The sequence below is a fragment of the Intrasporangium calvum genome (assembly GCF_028446585.1).
Taxonomy (GTDB): domain Bacteria; phylum Actinomycetota; class Actinomycetes; order Actinomycetales; family Dermatophilaceae; genus Intrasporangium; species Intrasporangium calvum_A.
Map to the genome: position 1 here is coordinate 61,690 of NZ_JAPFQL010000004.1, position 17,849 is coordinate 79,538.

Annotated in this window: 19 protein-coding genes; 9 read left to right on the forward strand and 10 right to left on the reverse strand. The window is 71.8% G+C overall.

The window, feature by feature from the left end:
• The first annotated feature begins 11 nt into the window (after nucleotides 1-11).
• The 3 genes from OO014_RS02055 to OO014_RS02065 all read left to right on the forward strand — a co-directional run bounded on the left by OO014_RS02055 (nucleotide 12) and on the right by OO014_RS02065 (nucleotide 2,027).
• Nucleotides 12-1,112, forward strand: a complete 1,101-nt coding sequence (locus OO014_RS02055; RefSeq protein WP_272460599.1) for an alpha/beta fold hydrolase — start codon at nucleotides 12-14, stop codon at nucleotides 1,110-1,112.
• A 133-nt stretch (nucleotides 1,113-1,245) separates the two neighbouring features.
• A complete protein-coding gene (locus OO014_RS02060) occupies nucleotides 1,246-1,746 on the forward strand; it encodes an OsmC family protein (RefSeq protein ID WP_272460600.1) in 501 nt (166 codons plus the stop codon).
• Nucleotides 1,743-2,027, forward strand: coding sequence for a hypothetical protein (locus OO014_RS02065; protein WP_272460601.1), 285 nt, complete (start codon nucleotides 1,743-1,745; stop codon nucleotides 2,025-2,027). The genes OO014_RS02060 and OO014_RS02065 overlap by 4 nt, the downstream gene beginning before the upstream one ends.
• A 63-nt stretch (nucleotides 2,028-2,090) precedes the next feature.
• Here the strand turns inward: OO014_RS02065 and OO014_RS02070 are convergent, their stop codons facing one another.
• Nucleotides 2,091-2,738, reverse strand: coding sequence for an alpha/beta fold hydrolase (locus OO014_RS02070; protein ID WP_272460602.1), 648 nt, complete (start codon nucleotides 2,736-2,738; stop codon nucleotides 2,091-2,093).
• 4 nt (nucleotides 2,739-2,742) lie between these two features.
• Complete coding sequence (tdh, locus tag OO014_RS02075) at nucleotides 2,743-3,780, reverse strand: L-threonine 3-dehydrogenase (protein WP_272460603.1); 1,038 nt, start codon at nucleotides 3,778-3,780, stop codon at nucleotides 2,743-2,745.
• Nucleotides 3,781-3,955: 175 nt separating this feature from the next.
• Between tdh and OO014_RS02080 the strand changes: the two genes are divergently transcribed.
• From OO014_RS02080 to OO014_RS02090, 3 genes are all read left to right on the forward strand, one after another.
• Nucleotides 3,956-4,444, forward strand: a complete 489-nt coding sequence (locus OO014_RS02080; protein WP_272460604.1) for a Fur family transcriptional regulator — start codon at nucleotides 3,956-3,958, stop codon at nucleotides 4,442-4,444.
• A gap of 73 nt (nucleotides 4,445-4,517) precedes the next feature.
• Nucleotides 4,518-5,858, forward strand: coding sequence for an MFS transporter (locus OO014_RS02085; protein ID WP_272460605.1), 1,341 nt, complete (start codon nucleotides 4,518-4,520; stop codon nucleotides 5,856-5,858).
• Nucleotides 5,858-7,282 (forward strand): pyridoxal phosphate-dependent decarboxylase family protein, encoded by a 1,425-nt coding sequence (locus OO014_RS02090; RefSeq protein ID WP_272460619.1) that lies wholly within the window; start codon nucleotides 5,858-5,860, stop codon nucleotides 7,280-7,282. Before OO014_RS02085 ends, OO014_RS02090 begins: the two co-directional genes overlap by 1 nt.
• 43 nt (nucleotides 7,283-7,325) lie before the next feature.
• Here OO014_RS02090 and OO014_RS02095 read toward each other — a convergent pair whose 3' ends face one another.
• Nucleotides 7,326-7,823, reverse strand: coding sequence for a GNAT family N-acetyltransferase (locus OO014_RS02095; RefSeq protein ID WP_272460606.1), 498 nt, complete (start codon nucleotides 7,821-7,823; stop codon nucleotides 7,326-7,328).
• 150 nt (nucleotides 7,824-7,973) lie between these two features.
• Here OO014_RS02095 and OO014_RS02100 point away from each other — a divergent pair, with 150 nt between their 5' ends.
• Nucleotides 7,974-8,492, forward strand: a complete 519-nt coding sequence (locus OO014_RS02100) for a hypothetical protein (RefSeq protein ID WP_272460607.1) — start codon at nucleotides 7,974-7,976, stop codon at nucleotides 8,490-8,492.
• Nucleotides 8,493-8,577: 85 nt separating this feature from the next.
• Here the strand turns inward: OO014_RS02100 and OO014_RS02105 are convergent, their stop codons facing one another.
• The 7 genes from OO014_RS02105 to OO014_RS02135 form a co-directional block, all read right to left on the reverse strand.
• Nucleotides 8,578-9,102 (reverse strand): hypothetical protein, encoded by a 525-nt coding sequence (locus OO014_RS02105; RefSeq protein ID WP_272460608.1) that lies wholly within the window; start codon nucleotides 9,100-9,102, stop codon nucleotides 8,578-8,580.
• Between the two features lie 145 nt (nucleotides 9,103-9,247).
• Entirely contained in the window at nucleotides 9,248-9,874 is a 627-nt protein-coding gene (locus OO014_RS02110) for a superoxide dismutase (protein WP_272460609.1), read from the reverse strand.
• A gap of 95 nt (nucleotides 9,875-9,969) precedes the next feature.
• Nucleotides 9,970-11,148, reverse strand: a complete 1,179-nt coding sequence (locus tag OO014_RS02115) for a cation:proton antiporter (RefSeq protein ID WP_272460610.1) — start codon at nucleotides 11,146-11,148, stop codon at nucleotides 9,970-9,972.
• Between the two features lie 3 nt (nucleotides 11,149-11,151).
• Nucleotides 11,152-11,673, reverse strand: a complete 522-nt coding sequence (locus OO014_RS02120) for a cation:proton antiporter regulatory subunit (RefSeq protein WP_272460611.1) — start codon at nucleotides 11,671-11,673, stop codon at nucleotides 11,152-11,154.
• A 108-nt stretch (nucleotides 11,674-11,781) separates the two neighbouring features.
• Nucleotides 11,782-15,165: a DEAD/DEAH box helicase gene (locus tag OO014_RS02125; protein WP_272460612.1), complete on the reverse strand. Its 3,384-nt coding sequence runs from the start codon at nucleotides 15,163-15,165 to the stop codon at nucleotides 11,782-11,784.
• 65 nt (nucleotides 15,166-15,230) lie between these two features.
• On the reverse strand, nucleotides 15,231-16,250 hold the full coding sequence (locus tag OO014_RS02130; protein WP_272460613.1) for an LLM class flavin-dependent oxidoreductase: 1,020 nt from the start codon (nucleotides 16,248-16,250) through the stop codon (nucleotides 15,231-15,233).
• A 21-nt stretch (nucleotides 16,251-16,271) separates the two neighbouring features.
• Nucleotides 16,272-16,805 carry a DUF1697 domain-containing protein gene (locus OO014_RS02135; RefSeq protein ID WP_272460614.1) on the reverse strand — a complete coding sequence of 178 codons (534 nt, stop codon included), beginning with the start codon at nucleotides 16,803-16,805 and terminating at the stop codon, nucleotides 16,272-16,274.
• 51 nt (nucleotides 16,806-16,856) lie between these two features.
• Here OO014_RS02135 and OO014_RS02140 point away from each other — a divergent pair, with 51 nt between their 5' ends.
• Nucleotides 16,857-17,333, forward strand: coding sequence for an acyl-CoA thioesterase (locus OO014_RS02140; RefSeq protein WP_272460615.1), 477 nt, complete (start codon nucleotides 16,857-16,859; stop codon nucleotides 17,331-17,333).
• Nucleotides 17,330-17,806 (forward strand): TY-Chap domain-containing protein, encoded by a 477-nt coding sequence (locus OO014_RS02145; RefSeq protein ID WP_272460616.1) that lies wholly within the window; start codon nucleotides 17,330-17,332, stop codon nucleotides 17,804-17,806. Before OO014_RS02140 ends, OO014_RS02145 begins: the two co-directional genes overlap by 4 nt.
• Nucleotides 17,807-17,849 lie beyond the last annotated feature (43 nt).

Here is a 17,849-nt window from a genome sequence, read left to right on the forward strand (position 1 = left end):
AGCCTGTGATGATGGGGAGCATCGCCGAGGGGGCGGCACCCGCGCAGGACCTGCGGTTCTGCCGGAGTGCTGACGGGACGCGGCTGGCGTGGGCCACGCATGGGAGCGGGCCACCGTTGGTCATCGCGTCCTGCTGGCTCAGCCACCTGCAGTACGACTGGCAGAGCCCGGTGTGGCGACACTTCCTCGAGTCGCTGGGCCACATCGCGACGACCATCCGCTACGACGAGCGCGGCTTCGGGCTGTCCGACTGGGAGGTCGACGACTTCGGCTACGAGTCGCGCCTTCGCGACCTCGAGACCGTGCTCGACCAGCAGCCGCACGAGCAGTTTGCGCTGATGGGCATGTCGGCGGGCGCGCCGCTGGCCATCGGCTACGCGGCCCGGCACCCGGAGCGGGTCAGCCGCCTCATCCTCTACGCCCCGATCGGCAGCGGCTGCTTCGCCAAGTCCGACGACCAGGATGCCGAGACCGCACTGCTGGCGATCATCAAGACCGGCTGGGCCCGCAAGGAGCCCATCTTTCGACGGGTCTTCACCTCGGTGCTCATCCCCGACGCGACCGAGGAGCAGATGTCCTGGCTCGACGAGCTGCAGCGCATGTCGACCTCGCCGGAGAACGCGATGGCCAGTCGCCTCGCCCGGGCGGACGTCGACGTCTCGGGACTGCTCAGCCAGGTCCGGGCTCCGACGCTCGTGCTCCATGCCCGCGACGACCGGGCCGCCAACTTCGCCTGGGGTCGGCGGCTCAGCGCCGGCATCCCGGACGCGCGGCTCGTGTGCCTCGACTCCAAGAACCACATCCTGCTCGGGGACGAGCCGGCCTGGCCGGTGTGGCTGCGCGAGGTGACGGAGTTCCTCGAGCCGGAGCGGTCGACGCACTCGGCCGCGGCCGGGAACGGCCATGCTGCGGAGGCCCTGGCGGTGTCCGGTCGGGAGGAGGAGATCCTCGGCCTGGCCGCACAGGGGCTCGACAACGCACAGATCGCCGAGGCCCTGGTGCTCAGCGTCCGGACCGTCGAGCGGCACCTCCAGAACGTCTACGCCAAGGCCGGCGTCTCGGGGCGGGCCGCCCGGACTGCCGTCGTGGCTCGCTACCTCGCCCACCACTGAGGACGGCTGCGCGCCAGCCGCCACCGGACCGGCCTGGCTGCACGGGGGTTGCGCGCCAGCGCCGATGCCTGCGCCCCCGGCGCACTCCTACCGTCGAGATGACCCACGGGGGTCCATGACAGGGAGGAACAGCATGACCACCACGATCCACGAGTCGAAGGCGGGCTTCATCGCGAACCCCGACTCCGGCAAGGTGGCCCCGAAGGCCACTGCCTCGCTCGCCAACGGTCGCGCCCGCGTCTCGTCCGGCCCGTTCAACTGGGACGTCGACCTGCCGCCCGTCGTCGGTGGCGGCAACCAGGCACCCAGCCCGACCGCCTACCTGCTCGGGGCGTTGGCCGCCTGCGCAGTGGCGTTCGTCAACGACATGCTCGCGCCGGAGTTCGCGGTCGTCCTGGACGACCTCAGCGCCGAGGCCCGTTGCTCCACGGACCTCGCCGGTCTGGTCGGCGTCGAGGGGGTGGACCCCCGGCTCTTCTCGATCGCCATGGACGTGACCATCACGTCCCCCAGCCCCGCCGAGAACGTCAGGGCACTCGAGGAGGCCTGGCTCGCCCGGTGCCCGATCTTCCTGGCCCTCTCCGAAGCCAACGCCGTCGACGTCACCTTCCACCTCGAGAGGAGCGCATCATGACCCTCCGCGCCAGCGCCACACTGCTCGCCGCCCTCGCCCTGAGTCTCGTCGCCGCCGGGCCGGCCGGCGCCCACGGCCAGATCATCCAGCCGCCCGCCCACGACGAGCCGGTCGTCACCGGACCGATCAGCAGGGCCTGGGCACAGGCGCACTGCAACGCGGCCTCGCCGGCCATCGTCACGGAGGCATCGAACGGCGTCGTCGCCTTCCCACCCGGCACGGCCCTGCCCTGCCCGGACGAGCCGAACCCGGGCGGTCAGGTCCACCCGGAGACACCCTGAGACTTCCTGAGACTTCCTGAGAGGGCGGACTGGCGGCGGCGCCGCACACCAGCGGTGCCGCCGTCAGTCCGTTTCGTCGAGGAAGGCCCGGGTCAGGTCCGCCAGCTCTCGGGGATGGTCGGCGTTGAGCAACGAGCTGCCGCCCTCGACGGTCTCCAGCCGGGCGCCGGACACGGCCCCGAGCACCTGCCGGGCGGCGACGATCCCCATCCGGTCCCGCCCACCGACGACGACAAGGGTGGGCGCGGCGATCCGGCTGATGATCTCGAGACCGTCGAACGTGCGCAGCGCGTCGAAGACGGCGAGCATCCGCGGGCGGGACACGCCCATGTCGACGAGCTTGCTCTCGGGGATGAGCCGCAGGGCGAGCTTCTGCATCCGCAGCGCACTCGCGGACGGCCGCACGAGCGGGCCGGCCAGGACGAGCCGCCCCACGAGGTCGGGTCGCTCGACGGCCAGGTGCATCGCGACCGACCCGCCGACGGAGACCCCCAGGAAGTCGGCCTGCCGGATCCCCTGCAGCTCGAGCTCCTGAGCGACACCCGCAGCGGCCGCCGCCAGGTCGAAGCCGACCGGGTCCTTCGGCCGGAGACCGGCCATCCACGGCGCGTGCATGGGCCGGCCGGCGCCCAGGGCCGACACGAAGTCCTGCCACACGATCGGCGACTGGCCCAGGCCATGCAGGAGGACGAGAGGACGCGGGTCGGTCATCCGGTCAGCTCCAGTCGAGGACGACCTTGCCGCACTGCCCGGACCGGGCGGTGGCGAAGGCCTCCTCCCACTGCTCGGCGGGGAAGCGGTGCGTGATGACCTGCGTGACAGCAGCCCGGAAGGTCTCGGACGTCGCGATCATCTGCGACATGGCATACCAGGTGTCGTACATCTCGCGGCCGTAGATGCCCTTGAGGGTCAGCATGTGGGTGATGACCTTGCCCCAGTCCAGTTCGTAGGACTGGTGCGGCAGGCCGAGCAGGGCGATCCGGCCGCCGTGGTTCATGTTGGTGATGAGGTCGCTCACCGCGGGCGCCGCGCCGGACATCTCGAGGGCGATGTCGAAGCCCTCCTTCATGCCGAGCTGCCGTTGCGCGTCGGCGAGCGACTCGCGCGTCACGTTGATCGTCAGGTCGGCGCCGGCCGCCTTGGCCAGACCGAGCCGGTAGTCGCTGGCGTCGGACACGACGACGTAGCGCGCGCCGGCGTGCCGGGCAATCGCCGCGGCCATGACCCCGATGGGGCCGGCGCCGGTGATGACGACGTCCTCACCGACCATCGGCCACTGGAGCGCCGTGTGCGTCGCGTTGCCGAGCGGGTCGAACGCGGCACCGAGGTCGGGGTCGAGGTCGGCCGGCTGCACCCAGACGTTGCTCGCCGGGATGACGACGTAGTCGGCGAAGGCCCCGTCGCGGTTGACGCCGACGCCCTGGGTGCGGATGCACAGGTGGCGCCGCCCGGCCCGGCAGTTGCGGCACACGCCGCAGACGATGTGGCCCTCGCCGGAGGCGCGATCCCCGACCGAGACGTGGTCGACGTCCTCGCCGATCTCGACGACCTCGCCGTAGAACTCGTGGCCGATGACGAGCGGTGGCTGCACCGTGGCGGCCGCCCAGTCGTCCCAGTCGAGCAGGTGGAGGTCGGTCCCGCAGAGGCCGGCACGGAGGACGCGGATCTTCACGTCCATCGGGCCGCAGACGGGCTCGGGCCGGTCGACGAGCTCGAGCCCCGGGCCGGCGGTCAGCTTCGTGAGTGCACGCACGAGGAGCAGTGTGCCGTATGCCGCTGGGCTCGCTCCCCGGGGCACCCGTCCAAAGGCGCTCGCCGCCTTGACCCAGGAGGCGAGCTGTCGAGTGCGAGCGCCTGCACGCGCCGGGTCCGGCTTGGCCCGTCACGGCCTGACGTCAGGACCGTCCTGGCGCCCCGATAATGGCGAGGTGAACGCGAAGGTGGACGACGACCGGGTCGAGGCAGCCCTCGCCCGCTTGCGGGAGCTGGGTGAGCGGATCACGCCCGCCCGCAATGCGGTGTTGACGGTCGTCGACGCCGCCGATCGCGCCGACGAGCACCTGTCTGCCGAGCAGATCGGCGAGCGAGTTGCCGACCGGGAGCCGTCAGTCCACCGCGCCACCGTCTATCGGACGCTGACCTCGCTGACGGACGCGGGCGTTCTCTCCCACGTCCACCTCGGTGGGAGCGCAACCGTCTACCACCTCGCCGCCGCACACACCTCACCGGCCGTGGTGGAGCCTCAGGACGCTCACGGGCACCTGCACGTCCAGTGCTCCGTCTGCGGGCGGGTGCAGGACGCCCCCGTCGCGGTGCTGGACGAGGCGGGTCGGTGGCTGCGCGACGAACTGGGCTTCGAGCTCGACACGACCCATGCGGCGTTGCTCGGCCGGTGCTCCGCCTGCAGCTCCGAGTGACGCGTGCCAGGGGCGCGAAGTTCCGCGCACCTGGCACACACCCCGGCCCGCCCGACAGGACTAGGGTGCGGTCATGCTCGCGCCATCGGTGCGCCGCGGCTACGGCGTCGGCTCCGTGGCGACGGGCGCCTTCGGCACGGTGCCGGGGCTGCTGCTCCTGCCCTACCTGACCGACCACATCGGCATCGCGGCCGGACTCGCTGGAGTCATCGTCTTCGCGCCGAAGGCCTGGGACGTCATCCTCAACCCCATCGCGGGACGGATCAGCGACCGGTCCCGGCACCCGGACGGCCGGCGCCGCCCCTTTCTCGTGCGTGCCGGCCTCGTGCTCGCGGTGTGCTTCGTCGTCCTCTTCGCCGGGCCGACCTCGCCCGCCTGGGCCGGGGCTGCCTGGGTGGCGCTCGCCTACCTCGCTTGCGCCACCGCCTACGCGTTCTTCCAGGTGCCCTACGTCGCGATGCCGGCCGAGATGACCGACGACTACGACGAGCGGACGCGGCTCATGACGTGGCGGGTGGCCATCCTCGCCCTCGCGATCCTCGTCAGCGGCGGCGCGTCTCCGGCGATCCGGGACGTGCTCGGCCCCGAGTGGGGCTATCGCGCGGTCGGCGTCTTCGTCGGGCTGCTCATCGCCGTCGGGGCGCTCGGCGCGTGGCGGGGCACCCGGTCGGCTCCGGCGCTGCGCGACACCCCGGCCGAGGTGTCGTTCGGCGACCAGCTGCGGGTCGTGCGTTCGGACCGCCCCTTCCGCCTCCTGCTGACGACGTTCGTGATCCAGGCCCTGGCGACGGGCGCCATGCTCGCGGGGGTCGACTACGTGTCGCGCTGGGTGATCGGCACGCCGCTGTCGGCGACCCTGCTCTTCGTCTGCTTCGTCGCCCCGGCGCTGCTCGTGACGCCCCTCTGGCAGCGCTTCGGGACCCGTCTCGGCAAGCAGCGCGGCTACCTCGTCGCGTCGCTCTTCCTCGGCGGTGGCGCCCTCGTGCTCGTCCTGGCCCGCTCCCTGCCGGACGGCGCGACCTATGCGGCCGTCGCCCTCGTCGGCGTCGGCTACGCAGGCGCCCAGATGTTCCCCATGGCGATGCTCCCGGACGTGGCCAGCCGCAGCGCCGACACCCGGACCCGCATCGGCCTCTACACGGGCGTGTGGACGGCTGGGGAGACGCTCGGGCTGGCCCTCGGGCCGGGGCTGTATGCCGCTGTGCTCGCTCTCGGAGGCTACGTGTCCTCAAGCGCAGGATCGGCCTCCGGACAGACCGACTCGGCGGTGACGGCGATCGTCGTGGGCTTCTCCCTCGTTCCCGCGGTGCTCGTCGCGCTGTCGCTACTGGCCCTGCGCGCCTACCCCGGCGACGCGCTGGGCCCCGGGCCGCACCCACGCGCGTCACTCGAACGGAAGGACGCTGGACCGTGATGGACGCCGACGAGATCCGGACCCGACTGGCCCAGCTGCGGGCCGGTGACCTGCCCACGCAGGGTGGGCGGACCCTCGCCTACGTCTACGACTCCGGGCTGGCAGAGGCCGACGCGATCGGTCGTGAGGCCCTGGCCGCCTTCGCCTCGACGAACGGCCTCGACCCCACCGCCTTCCCGTCCCTGCTCCAGATGGAGAACGACCTCGTCGGCATGGCTGGTCGGCTCGTCGATGCCCCAGAGGGATTCGTCGGGGTCGCGACCTCTGGGGGGACGGAGTCGATCCTCCTCGCGGTCCTGGCGGCGCGCGACGGCAGGCCCGAGGTCCGGGCCCCGCGGATGGTGCTGCCGACCACGGCCCACGCGGCGTTCCACAAGGCGGCGCACTACTTCGGTGTCGAGCCGGTGCTCGTCCCGGTCGACCCGGAGTCCAAGCGGGCCGACCCGGAGGCGATGGCCGCCGCGATCGACGACCGGACGGTCCTCGTGGTGGCCTCGGCGCCGTCCTACGCGCACGGCGTCATCGACCCGGTCGGCCCGATCGCGGCCGCGGCGGCCGCCGCAGGGGTCCGCTGCCACGTCGACGCGTGCATCGGGGGGTGGGTGCTCCCGCACCTCCGCACCGCCGAGCCGGACCAGGAGCCGTGGACCTTCGCGGTCGACGGTGTCACCAGCATCTCCGTCGACCTGCACAAGTACGCCTACACCCCGAAGGGGATCTCCCTCCTGCTCCACGCCTCGAGCGAGCTGCGCCAGCCACACCTGTTCGCCTCGGCCCGGTGGCCCGGCTACACGATGCTCAACACCACGATGCAGTCGACGAAGTCGGGCGGCCCGGTCGCCGCGGCCTGGGCCGTGGTCCACCACATCGGGCTCGACGGCTACGCGGACCTGGCCGCTCAGGCCCGCCGGGCCACGCTCGAGCTGGCCCGGTCGGTCGCGGACATCGCGCCGCTCTCCCTCGCGGCCCGGCCCGATGCCACACTCCTCGCGGTCACCGCCGACGAGACCTGCGACGTCTTCACCGTCTCGGACGAGCTCCTCACCCGGGGTTGGTACGCCCAGCCCCAGATGTCCTGCGGCGACCTGCCGGCGACCCTCCACTTCACCCTCAGTGCGGTGGCGCACCGGTCCTCGGCGGAGTTCGCCTCGGACCTGACTGGCGCGGTCACGGCCGCCGTGGCCCTCGGTCCCGCAGCGCCCAGTGCGGAGCTGGTGGCCGCAGCGAGCTCCGTTGACCCCCAGCACCTCGACGAGGAGACCTTCTCGGGGCTGCTCGCCGTCGCCGGAATGGCCGACCGCACGGGCCGGCTGGTGCTTCCCGAGCGGATGGCCCCGATCAACGCCCTCCTCGACGCCCTGCCGTCCCAGCTGCGAGAGGCGCTGCTCCTCGGCGTCGTCGAACGGCTGGCCCGGCCGACGTGATGCGTGCCAGGGGCGCGAAGTGTCGCGCGTCCGGCACGCAGGGTCAGGTCAGGTCCAGCCGGTAGGCGAGCAGCTCGATCCCGGGCATCGGCTGCCAGTCCCGCTCGGGCACCCGCTCGAAGCCGAGCCGCTCATAGACGCGGTGCGCCGCTCGCATGGACGGCTGGGTCGACAGGGCGATCGCCGTGAGGCCGAGCTCCCGAGCCCGCTCGACGCAACGGACCATGAGCGCCGCACCGACGCCCTGCCCCTGGGCGTTCGGGTCGACGGCGAGCATCCGGACGTCTGCCTCGCCGGCCTCGGCAATCTCATGGAAGGCCGTGCCCGGCGCTGCGAACGTCACCGTGCCGAGGACCCGCCCCTGGGCATCATCGACCGCGACCCAGAGCTCGGCTCCTGCGGCACGACGACCGGCGTCGGCGAGGGTCTGCACATACGTCGATCCCTCCGTCAGGTGACCGCCGCCGAGGTAGGCGCGCACCGTGATCTGCCCGACCGCCTCGAAGTCGTCCGGCACCGCGGGCCTGATGGTGAACCCCATGGCCGCGATTGTGACCCAGCCACCCATCCGACTGCACCGCTGTCCCGGGGAGCGAGCCCAGCGGCATACGGCATCGGGACGTTCGCCCCTGTCGCGACAGGGGTCGCCGTCCTAGCGTCGATCCGCGCCATGTAGCGGAGGAGGGACATCATGCGCAGACACCTCACGGCACTGGCTGTCGCCGCAGCCGTTCTCACGACGGGGATGCCGAGCGCCCTGGCGGCCGAGGCACCCACCCGACCGTTCAAGGGCTGGTCCAGCCCGGCGCCGGACAGCTATGGGCCCCCGGTCGGCTGTCCAGCCGGACCGAACTGGACCTGGCGCTACAGCCAGAACGGCACAGCCTGGTTCTCGCACCTCGGCCGGGTCACAGTTGAGATGACCCACTGCACCGCCGGGCAGGAGGGCTGGTTCGACCACGGGACAACCACCCTGACAGCCGCCGACGGCGACGAGCTCTGGATGACCTACTCGGGGACCTTCCAGCTCGACGCGGAGATCAACCCGACCCGGAGCGACGTCGTCCTGAGCTGGACGATCACCGGGGGGACGGGACGGTTCGCCGGCGCGACGGGCGGGGGCACCGGGACAGCCCTCGGCATCCTCTCCGGGTGGGACAGCGAGACCTCCGGCACGTGGAGCGGGACCATCCGCTACGGGGCCACGTGAGCTGAGGTGGCGTCCCATCTGCTGCGGCGCCGGGGAGGGGCTTCTCCTCGGCGCCGTCAGGACGGGGACCGGATTGGCTCGGTCCTCACTTGGCGGCCTGAAGGATCCACTGGTTCACGATCTTGCCCTTGACGATCTGGAAGACCGACATGGACGGTCCGAAGGCCGTGTCATGCGACTGCATCACCAGCTGGCCCTTCTGGATCGGCGTGCCCGCGTTCTCCATCCGGAAGCCCAGGAGATCCCACCAGCTGCCCATCGCGGAAGCGATCTCCGTGTTGCCCTTGACGACCCACGGGTCGCTCGGAACGGTGCTCGTCACCGTCGCATCCGTTGCGTAGAACGTTGCGATGCCGGCCCTGTCGCCCTTGTTGACGACCGCCACGTAGTCCGCGAGGAACTTCGTCACCGTCGCACCGGCAAGGTCCCGAGGCGGAGCCGGGGCGGCCGCCTCGGGCGCCGTCGACCGGCCCAGGAGGAAGCCCCCTCCGAGACCGACGACCAGGAGGACCACCGAGAGCCAGGCCAGCCAAGCCGTGCGCTGCGGCGCGTTGGGGTCCGGGTGGCTCGTGCGGAGTGCGTTTGTCGCTGGTCGATCAATGATTGCCATCTGCCTCACCTCTTCCCCTTCACTCCACGGGTACCGGGGGCGGGGTGGGTGGCTCCAGAGTCCAACGTCCCGGAACTGTGCGGCAACGACGCAGGGCGGGCACCCACGTCGGGGTGCCCGCCCTGGACGGTGCTGCTGCGCCGGCTCAGCCGGGGATGATCAGGCCCTGGGTGGCCTTCGCCCGCTCGAGGCGCGCGGCGACGTCCTGCCAGTTGACGACGTTCCACCAGGCGTTGACGTAGTCGGCCTTGACGTTCTCGTACTGGAGGTAGAACGCGTGCTCCCACATGTCGAGCTGGAGCAGCGGGATCTGGCCGACCGGGATGTTGCCCTGCTGGTCGAACAGCTGCATGATGTGCGGCCGCGCGGCGATGGTGTCCCACGCGAGGATGGACCAGCCGGAGCCCTGGATGGCGTTGGCGTTGGCGTTGAAGTGCGCCTGGAACTTCTCGAAACCGCCGAAGTACTCGTCGATCGCCGCTGCGACCTCACCCTCGGGCCGGCCGCCGCCGTCGGGGCTCATGTTCTTCCAGAACACCGAGTGGTTGGTGTGCCCACCGAGGTGGAAGGCGAGGTTCTTCTCGACGCCGTTGACCGCGGCGTAGTCGCCCGACTCGCGCAGCTCCTCCAGCTTGGCCACCGCGGCGTTGGCGCCGTCGACGTAGGCCTTGTGGTGCTTGCTGTGGTGCAGCTCCATGATGCGAGCGCTGATGTGCGGCTCGAGAGCCGCGTAGTCATAGTCGAGCTCGGGAAGCGTGTAAGCCACTGTCATTCCTTTCGTAGCAGTGCGGTGCAGGCTCCGACCACTCTATGTCGCGCGCGCGCAGCGTCGACAGGGTGCGGGGTGGAGGAGCCGTCAGCGGCGGGTCAGGTCCTGGCCCGTCGGGGTCGGCCGGACGGCCGGATCCGCCCCGCAATGCTGTCGCTGTAGCGGGCCAGGATCGGGCCGGCGACCGCGAGGACGAGCACGTACGCAGTCGCGATCGGCTTGATGTCGTCGCTGCCCGCCGTGGCGGCGAGTCCGGCGATGACGATGGAGAACTCGCCCCGGGCCACGAGAGCGGTGCCGGCGCGGAGGCGGCCGTTGAACTGCACGCCGTCGCGCCTGGCCGCGTGCCAACCCGTCGCCACCTTCGTCAGCGTCGTGACGACGGCCAGGGCGAGGGCGACTCCCAGGACCGGCCAGATCTGCGCAGGGTCGGTGGACAGGCCGAAGCTGACGAAGAAGACCGCGGCGAAGAGGTCCCGGAGCGGGCTGAGCAGGACGCGCGCCCGGTCCGCCACCTCGGTGGGGACGGCGATCCCGACCAGGAACGCTCCGACGGCGGCGCTCGCCCCGAGGGCCTCAGTGGCTCCCGCGACGAGGAGGGTGGCTCCGAGCAGCCAGAAGAGGGCCAGCTCGTCGTTCTTCGTGGACAGGATGCGGGCGATCCGATGCCCGGCGTGGCGAGCGGCGTAGAGGGCCAGACCGACCGCACCCATCGCCAGGGCGGCACCGCCGAGGGCCTGCAGGGGGCCGCCTCCCGACAGCATGACGAGGAGCACCGGCAGGAAGAGCGCCATGGCGATGTCCTCGAGCACGAGGACCGAGAGCACCGAGGGCGTCTCGCGGTTGGCGAGGCGGCCGAGGTCACCGAGCAGCCGGGCGATGAGGCCCGAGGAGGAGATCCACGTGACGCCGCCCAGGGCCACGGCGACGACGAACGGGAGGCGAAGAAGCAGCCCGGCGCCGAGGCCGGGGAGGAAGTTGAGGACGAAGTCGACGATCCCCGAACGCCGGTGACGCCGGAGGCTCTGGACGAGCTCGGACGCGGTGAACTCCAGGCCCAGGGTAAGCAGGAGCAGGAGGACGCCGATCTCGGAACCGATGCTGACAAAGGGCAGCGCGGCATCGAGGGGGACGAGCCCGCCGGTGCCGAAGAAGACGCCCGCGACGAGATAGAGCGGGATGGCCGAGATACCAAGACGGTTGGCGGCCCAGCTGAGGACGGCGAGCCCGGCGAAGATGGCGCCGAGCTCGACGAAGAGCAGGGTCAGGGAGTGCATCGCCTACGCCGGCCCGGCGCAGAGAGCTCGCACCTCTTCGGTCCATCCGTTCTCGATCAGGGCGGCCAGCGTGCGCAGCCCGCGCTCCGTGCCGATCGCGACGAGGGTGTCACCCACGTGGAGGGGCTCGGCCGGGCCGGGCGATGAGATCACCTCGTCACCGCGCACGATGGCGACGACGGAGCAGCCCGTGCGCGTCCGGGCGTGCGTGTCGCCGAGGGAGCGCCCGCCGTAGGGACTCTCGGGCGTGACGGGCAGCCGCGCCGACTCTAGGCCGGGCACCTCTCGGGACAGGTCGGCGAAGCGTTGGCTCATCCGCGCCGCGCCGAGCAGCTCACCGATGGCGAGCGCCTCGTCGGCGTCGAGGACGATGCACTCGAGGGCCTGGTCGGGGTCATCCGCCGAGTAGGTGCCCACCTGCACGCCGCCGTCCCGCTCGACGACGATCACGATGGCCCGGCCGGCTCGCGTGGCCATCTCGTAGCGGATCCCGACCCCCGGAAGGAGGGTCTCCTCGATCTCCATGGGCGCATTCTCGCAGCCACGCTGGCTGGGGACCTCGCTGCGTGCCGGGAGCGCGCAGTATCGCGCGTTCGGCACGCAACGGCCCGCGCCGGCGAGAGGGTCCGGGACTCAGGAGAGGTCGAGGAGGTCCTTGACGTCATCCGCGGTGATCGCACCCGAAAGCGCGCCGCCCTCGTCGACGACCCGCTGGACGAGATCTCTCTTGCGCTCCTGGAGGGCGACGACCTTCTCCTCGATCGTGCCCGCCGACACGAGTCGATAGACGGTGACGGGTTTGTCCTGCCCGATGCGGTGCGCGCGATCGATGGCCTGCGCCTCCGCGGCCGGGTTCCACCACGGGTCGAGGACGAACACGTAGTCGGCCTCGGTCAAGGTCAGGCCGAACCCTCCGGCCTTGAGGCTGATGAGGAACGCCGTGGCGTCACCCTCGCGGAAACCCCGGATGACCTCCGGACGGTCGGTCGTCGAACCGTCGAGGTAGGCCGTGCCGATGCCTGCCGCATGGAGCGCGCCCTCGGCCACCCGAAGGAAACCGGTGAACTGGCTGAAGACGAGGGCGCGGTGCCCCTCGGCGGCGAGCTCCTGGAGCTGCTCGACGAGGAAGTCGACCTTCGCCGCAGTCGCCTTGCCGTGGTGCGCCTCGTCGACCAGCGCAGGGTCGAGGGCGAGCTGCCGCAGCCGCGTCAGCGAGGCGAGGATCGCGACCCGGTTGCCCTCTGCGTCGGCGAGCAGGCCCAGCACCCGCTGCCGCTCGCGTTGCAGGTGCCGGTCGTAGAGGTGGCGATGGACCGGGTGCGGCTCGAGGGGGACGACCTGGATCTGCTTGGGCGGCAGGTCGAGCGCCACCTGCTCCTTGGTCCGGCGCAGCATGAGCGGGCGGATCCGGCGCCGCAGGTGGTCGAGCAACTCGGGGCGGGCGCCCGTCTCGATCGGCTTGCGGTAGTTCTTCGTGAACACATCGGGCCTCGGGTAGAGGCCCGGGGCGGTCAGTGACAGCAGCGCCCACAGGTCCATGAGGGAGTTCTCGAGGGGGGTGCCGGTCACCGCGATGGTGAAGGGCGCGCCGAGCCGGCGGATCGCCACGTGCGTCTTGGCTTGGCGGTTCTTCACGAACTGCGCCTCGTCGAGCACCACCCCACCCCACTCGACGGCATGGAACCCCGCGTCGTCGAGGCGGAGCACGGCGTAGGACGTGACGACCACCTGCGCGTCGCCGATGGCCTCGCTGACGGGCGTTCCTCGCTTGCGGCTGGTCTCGGTCACGGCGACGACCCGCAGGTGCGGAGCGAACGTCGCGAACTCGCCCAGCCAGGTGCCGACGACACTCGTCGGAGCCACGATGAGGATGGGCCCGCACTGCGCGGAGCCACCGGCGAGCTCCCCGCGCTCATCAGCCCGGGCCAGCGCGGCGATCACCTGGAGCGTCTTGCCCAGCCCCATGTCGTCGGCGAGGATCCCGCCGATCCGGGCGTCCCACAGTCGGGCGAGCCAGTGGTAGCCCTCCAGCTGGTAGGGCCGCAAGGTGGCGCGGAGGCCTGTCGGGACGGCCGCCGGCGGCATCTCGTCCGCGGAGCGCAGGGCCTCGACGTTCGCCGCCCACCTCGCGCTCTGCAGGTCCACCACGCCCAACGCGACGAGCTCCTCCCAGAGGTCGACGTGGTGCGGCGAGAGGCGCAGCGCACCCGACTGCGGGTCGGCGATCTCACGGGCCTCGACGATGAGGTCGCGCAGGTGGACGAGCTCGGGCCGGTCGAGCCGGAACCAGCCGCCGGAGTCGAGGAGCATCACCTCCTCCCCCGCGGCGAGGGCGGCGAAGAGCGGCTCGAACGGCACCTCCTCCCCATCCACCTCGACGGACACCCGCAGGTCGAACCAGTCCGTCGTCTCACCGTCGGAGGCGCCCAGCCTTATGACGGGCGCCGTCGTCACCTCCTCGTAGGCCGGCAGCTCACCCTCGACGTCGACGATGACGTGTTCGTCCGCCTCGAGCTGGTCCAGGTGGTCCGTGACGAAGCGGGCCGCGTCGATTCCCTTGAGCTCCAGCCGACTCGCCAGGTGCAGATGGCCGCTCGAGTCGCGCCAGGTGGCCCGGGGCACGGCCTGCACGGACTCCGCGGCCTCGAGCACCGCCTCCTCGGCGACCCGGTCCCGGGCCGCGCCGCCGAAGCGCGGCGTCGTGAAGGCCCGGGTCCGTCCGTCGTAGGCGTAGCCGAGGTCGAGGCGGAGTTCCCCGGGGATGTCGGACCGGACGTGGAGGTGCACCTGGACCCGCTCGGGGCCCGCGTCCGGCTCCACCTCCGGGGCGGGCAGCGGCACGTCGGAGCGCACCCGCACGTGGTCTCGCAGCCCCGGGACCGCAGCACGCAGGAAGGTGCCGCGCTCTTCGGCCGGCACCCGCAGCCCGACCGTGGCCTGGAGGATCGCCTCGCGACCCAGCCCGAGGTCCTGCTCCAGGGGCAGGAGGGTGAGCGATCCGTCGGCGCCCTCGATGGCCAGCCCGTGCACCGGGTCCCCGAGCAGGACCCGCTCCCCCTGGGTATCGGGGAGGCCCTCCACCGTGACTCGCAGCACGAGGTCGCCGGAGTCGTCCTCGGCGCGCAGGACGTGGAGCACGAGGCGGGCCGGCTCGTCGAGGACGGTCACGGGCCCGACGACGCCTTGGCCCGGCAGGATCGCGATGCCCACCTCCCGCGCCTCGGCGAGCAGCGGCCAGACCTCGGGGACGGCGTCCAGGGCCAGGGGCGCTGCCGCCGTGAAGTACGTGGTGTTGCCCGAGCCCTTGCGCACCTCGTCCCGCAGTCGCGTCATGACCCGCTCGTGCTCGGGCAGGTAGCGGATCCCGGTCCGCCACTGGGGCAGCGCATCGTGCCAGGTGAGGCTCTGGTGCCACGTGCCGGTGCGGGTCCGCCGGGTGGCCCGCAGCCCGTAGCCGATCTCGGGCTGCCGTTGCCAGCCGGTGCCGCGGTAGACGGTGTCCACGAAGAGCCCGGCCGGCATGAGGTCCCCGCGCGGCTCGGGTGTCGCGGGAGCCTCGGCGCGCTCGCGGGGTCGGGGGCGGACGTGCCCCAGGACCTCGGACCAGTGCGCCTCGCGCGGGGCTCCGGGCGCCAGAGCTGCCGCTACCTCGCCACCGGAGCCCTCGGCGCCCGCCGGCACGGGCTGCTTGCCGTGCGCGACGTCCCGGGCGAGCAGGAGCAGAGCGACGACGTGCTTGCAGTCGGAGCCGACGGGGCAGCTGCATCGCCCGGACCACAAGGGCGCCCGCCCCTTCGGGTGCGGCCGGGCCTCGACGATGGTCTGGTAGGTCTGCGATCCGGTGCCCTCGACGGTGCCGAGGATCATCATCCCCTCGGGCCGGGCTGCGAGTGAGCGGACGCGGTGCTGCGCGGCATACGCCGACCCCCGCTCGAAGGTGCGGGAGCCGACCTGCTGCGCGATCTCGGGGTCGGTCAGGTCACGGACCCACGTCGCCCGACCCACGCTCCACGCCATGGACCGACTCTAGGCTGGCGGGCCGACAGGACAGCCCCTCGATCCACAGCCCCCGGCCCCGACCCTCAGCGCCAGCCCAGCGCCGGCGCCAGATGCGTCAGGACGCTCTCGATGACGTGCGCGTTGTAGTCGACGCCGAGCTGGTTGGGCACGGTCAGCAGCAGGGTGTCGGCCGCCGCGATGGCCTCGTCCTCGGCCAGCTCGGCGACGAGACGCTCCGGCTCGCCGGCATAGCTCTTCCCGAAGCGCGCCAGCCCGCCCTCGAGGTGCCCGACCTGGTCCTGGCTGGCCGTCTCACGCAGGAAGAGCTGCCGGTCGAGGTCGCTGACGATCGGGAAGATGCTGCGGCTCACCGACACTCGCGGCTCGCGCGCATGCCCTGCGGCCTTCCACGCGTCCCGGAAGCGCTGGATCTGCTCGGCCTGCAGCTGGTGGAAGGGCACCCCGGTGTCCTCGGTGAGCAGGGTGCTGCTCATCAGGTTCATCCCCAGCTCGGCCGTCCACTCGGCGGTGGCCCGGGTCCCCGCACCCCACCAGATCCGGTCGCGCAGCCCGGGCGAGTGCGGCTCGATGCGGAGCAGGCCCGGCGGGTTGGGGAACATCGGCCGCGGGTTCGGCTCGGCGAAGCCCTCCCCCTTGAGCACGTCGAGGAAGACCTGCGCGTGCTCGCGCGCCATCGCCGCCGCGTCCGAGCCCTCGGCCGGCACGTGCCCGAAGTAGCGCCAGCCGTCGATGACCTGCTCGGGTGACCCGCGGCTGATCCCGAGCTGGAGCCGCCCTCCCGAGATCAGGTCCGCCGCGCCGGCGTCCTCGGCCATGTAGAGCGGGTTCTCGTAGCGCATGTCGATGACGCCGGTGCCGATCTCGACCCGGCTCGTCCGCGCGCCGACCGCGGCCAGGAGCGGGAACGGCGAGGCGAGCTGCCGCGCGAAGTGGTGCACCCGGAAGTACGCCCCGTCCGCGCCCAGCTCCTCCGCGGCGACCGCCAGGTCGATGGACTGGAGGAGCGCGTCGGCCGCCGACTGCGTCTGCGAGTGCGGCGAGGGCGTCCAGTGCCCGAACGACAGGAAACCGATCTTCTTCATCAGACCTCCACCTTCACGGGTTCAGCCCCACTTCTGCGCGAGGGCACGGATGACCTTGACGTTGCGGTTCGTCGCGGGGCCGACCACCTTCTCGATGGCGGCGTTGGACACCTTTGCGGCGTGGTACGGCACATCGAGCAGCAAGTGGACTGCCCTGCCCCGCAGCGTGACTCGCTCGCCATGACGCGAGAGCGCCTCCACCCACTTGGCATCCGCAGCGCTGGGGGTCTCCTTCAGCAGGCTCACATACTGGCCGTATGCCGCTGGGCTGGCTTCCCCGAGGACGGTGGCCTCGCGTGCCACCTGGGCGAGCTCGCCCGGGGTGAAGGTCATCGTCGCCACCGGGAAGCCACGGTCCGCCTCGAAGAGGGCCTCGAGCGCCGACTCCAGCGTGGCGCGGGACCGGAGCGGGCTCGTCAGCCGCACGTTGCCGGTCTGGATGTGGGTCTCGACCTCGCCGTAGCCGGCCCGCGTGAGCGCGTCCCGGAGGTCAGCCATCGGATACTTCCGCGCGCCGACGTTGACGGCCCGCAGGAAGACGATCCAGGTCGACATGTTTGCAGGCTACGTGGCCCACGGCGGCCTGTCGTCAGGCAGGATGGGCGAGTGGTCGATCCGCGCACCCTGACGCTCTCGGACTTCCCGGTTCACCGTCCGGTGACGACTCGATGGTCGGACAACGACATGTACGGGCATCTGAACAACGCCGTCTACTACGAGCTGTTCGACTCGGCGATCAACGGGTGGCAGGCCGATCACGTCACCATCGACCCGCTGACGGACCCGACTCAGGGCGTCGTGGCCGAGTCGGGCTGCACCTTCTACGCCGAGGTCGCCTTCCCCACGCCGATCGTCGTGGGCCTGCGCATCACCAGGCTGGGGCAGAGCAGCGTCACCTACCAGCTCGGGCTCTTCGTCGACCCGGTCGCGGCCGAGGTCGGCGATGGCGCACCGAAGGCGGTGGGCCACTGGGTCCACGTCGAGATCGACGCCGACACCCGGCGACCCACCCCGATCCCCGAGCACCTGCGCCGGCTGCTGGAGACGGCCGTCGTGGACGACGGGGTGCCGGACCCGTCGTGAGCACACCTCCCGCTGAGGAGTCCTGGGACGTCTGGGCAGCCCGGATCGCTGACCTGCTGGCGCGGCTCGGGCCCAGCGACTGGGTGACCTTCGTCGTCCACGTCGACTCGGCCGCAGTCGTGGCCGAGCGACGAGCACAGGCGCGCAAGGGCTGGCGCCGCGCCCTCGCGCCGCCGCCACCTCCGGCACCGGTCCCCGACACGTTCCTCCAGGCTCGCCTGATCGAGGGCCTGATCGCGCTGGAGTGCATCGCTGACGCGGAGTTCGAGGGCGTCACCGATCTCACGCCCACGCAGCTCGACACACTCGTCACCCTCGGCTGGGAACGCGAGGGTGCCGACCCCGACTTCAGCGCGACCTTTGAGCCGGCCGAGGCCGCTGATGCCGCGGACCTGCTCGCCGCCAGCCTTCGGGGTGTCCTGGGCGCCGCCTCGCCGGCCCAGGTGGACGTCCGCCGCAGCCCAGCACCCTGATCGAAAGAGCAGTTCGCGACGTGTCGCGAACTGCTCTTTCGAT

Bases quoted from the DNA above. Each gene is read 5' to 3' on its own strand.
- OO014_RS02135 (WP_272460614.1), bottom strand. From the start codon at position 16,805: ATGTCGACCTGGATCGTCTTCCTGCGGGCCGTCAACGTCGGCGCGCGG.
- OO014_RS02065 (WP_272460601.1), top strand. From the start codon at position 1,743: ATGACCCTCCGCGCCAGCGCCACACTGCTCGCCGCCCTCGCCCTGAGT.
- OO014_RS02090 (WP_272460619.1), top strand. From the start codon at position 5,858: ATGGACGCCGACGAGATCCGGACCCGACTGGCCCAGCTGCGGGCCGGT.
- OO014_RS02085 (WP_272460605.1), top strand. From the start codon at position 4,518: ATGCTCGCGCCATCGGTGCGCCGCGGCTACGGCGTCGGCTCCGTGGCG.
- OO014_RS02125 (WP_272460612.1), bottom strand. From the start codon at position 15,165: ATGGCGTGGAGCGTGGGTCGGGCGACGTGGGTCCGTGACCTGACCGAC.
- OO014_RS02095 (WP_272460606.1), bottom strand. From the start codon at position 7,823: ATGGGGTTCACCATCAGGCCCGCGGTGCCGGACGACTTCGAGGCGGTC.
- OO014_RS02055 (WP_272460599.1), top strand. From the start codon at position 12: ATGGGGAGCATCGCCGAGGGGGCGGCACCCGCGCAGGACCTGCGGTTC.
- OO014_RS02100 (WP_272460607.1), top strand. From the start codon at position 7,974: ATGCGCAGACACCTCACGGCACTGGCTGTCGCCGCAGCCGTTCTCACG.
- OO014_RS02105 (WP_272460608.1), bottom strand. From the start codon at position 9,102: ATGGCAATCATTGATCGACCAGCGACAAACGCACTCCGCACGAGCCAC.
- OO014_RS02130 (WP_272460613.1), bottom strand. From the start codon at position 16,250: ATGAAGAAGATCGGTTTCCTGTCGTTCGGGCACTGGACGCCCTCGCCG.
- OO014_RS02120 (WP_272460611.1), bottom strand. From the start codon at position 11,673: ATGGAGATCGAGGAGACCCTCCTTCCGGGGGTCGGGATCCGCTACGAG.
- OO014_RS02070 (WP_272460602.1), bottom strand. From the start codon at position 2,738: ATGACCGACCCGCGTCCTCTCGTCCTCCTGCATGGCCTGGGCCAGTCG.
- OO014_RS02115 (WP_272460610.1), bottom strand. From the start codon at position 11,148: ATGCACTCCCTGACCCTGCTCTTCGTCGAGCTCGGCGCCATCTTCGCC.
- OO014_RS02060 (WP_272460600.1), top strand. From the start codon at position 1,246: ATGACCACCACGATCCACGAGTCGAAGGCGGGCTTCATCGCGAACCCC.
- OO014_RS02110 (WP_272460609.1), bottom strand. From the start codon at position 9,874: ATGACAGTGGCTTACACGCTTCCCGAGCTCGACTATGACTACGCGGCT.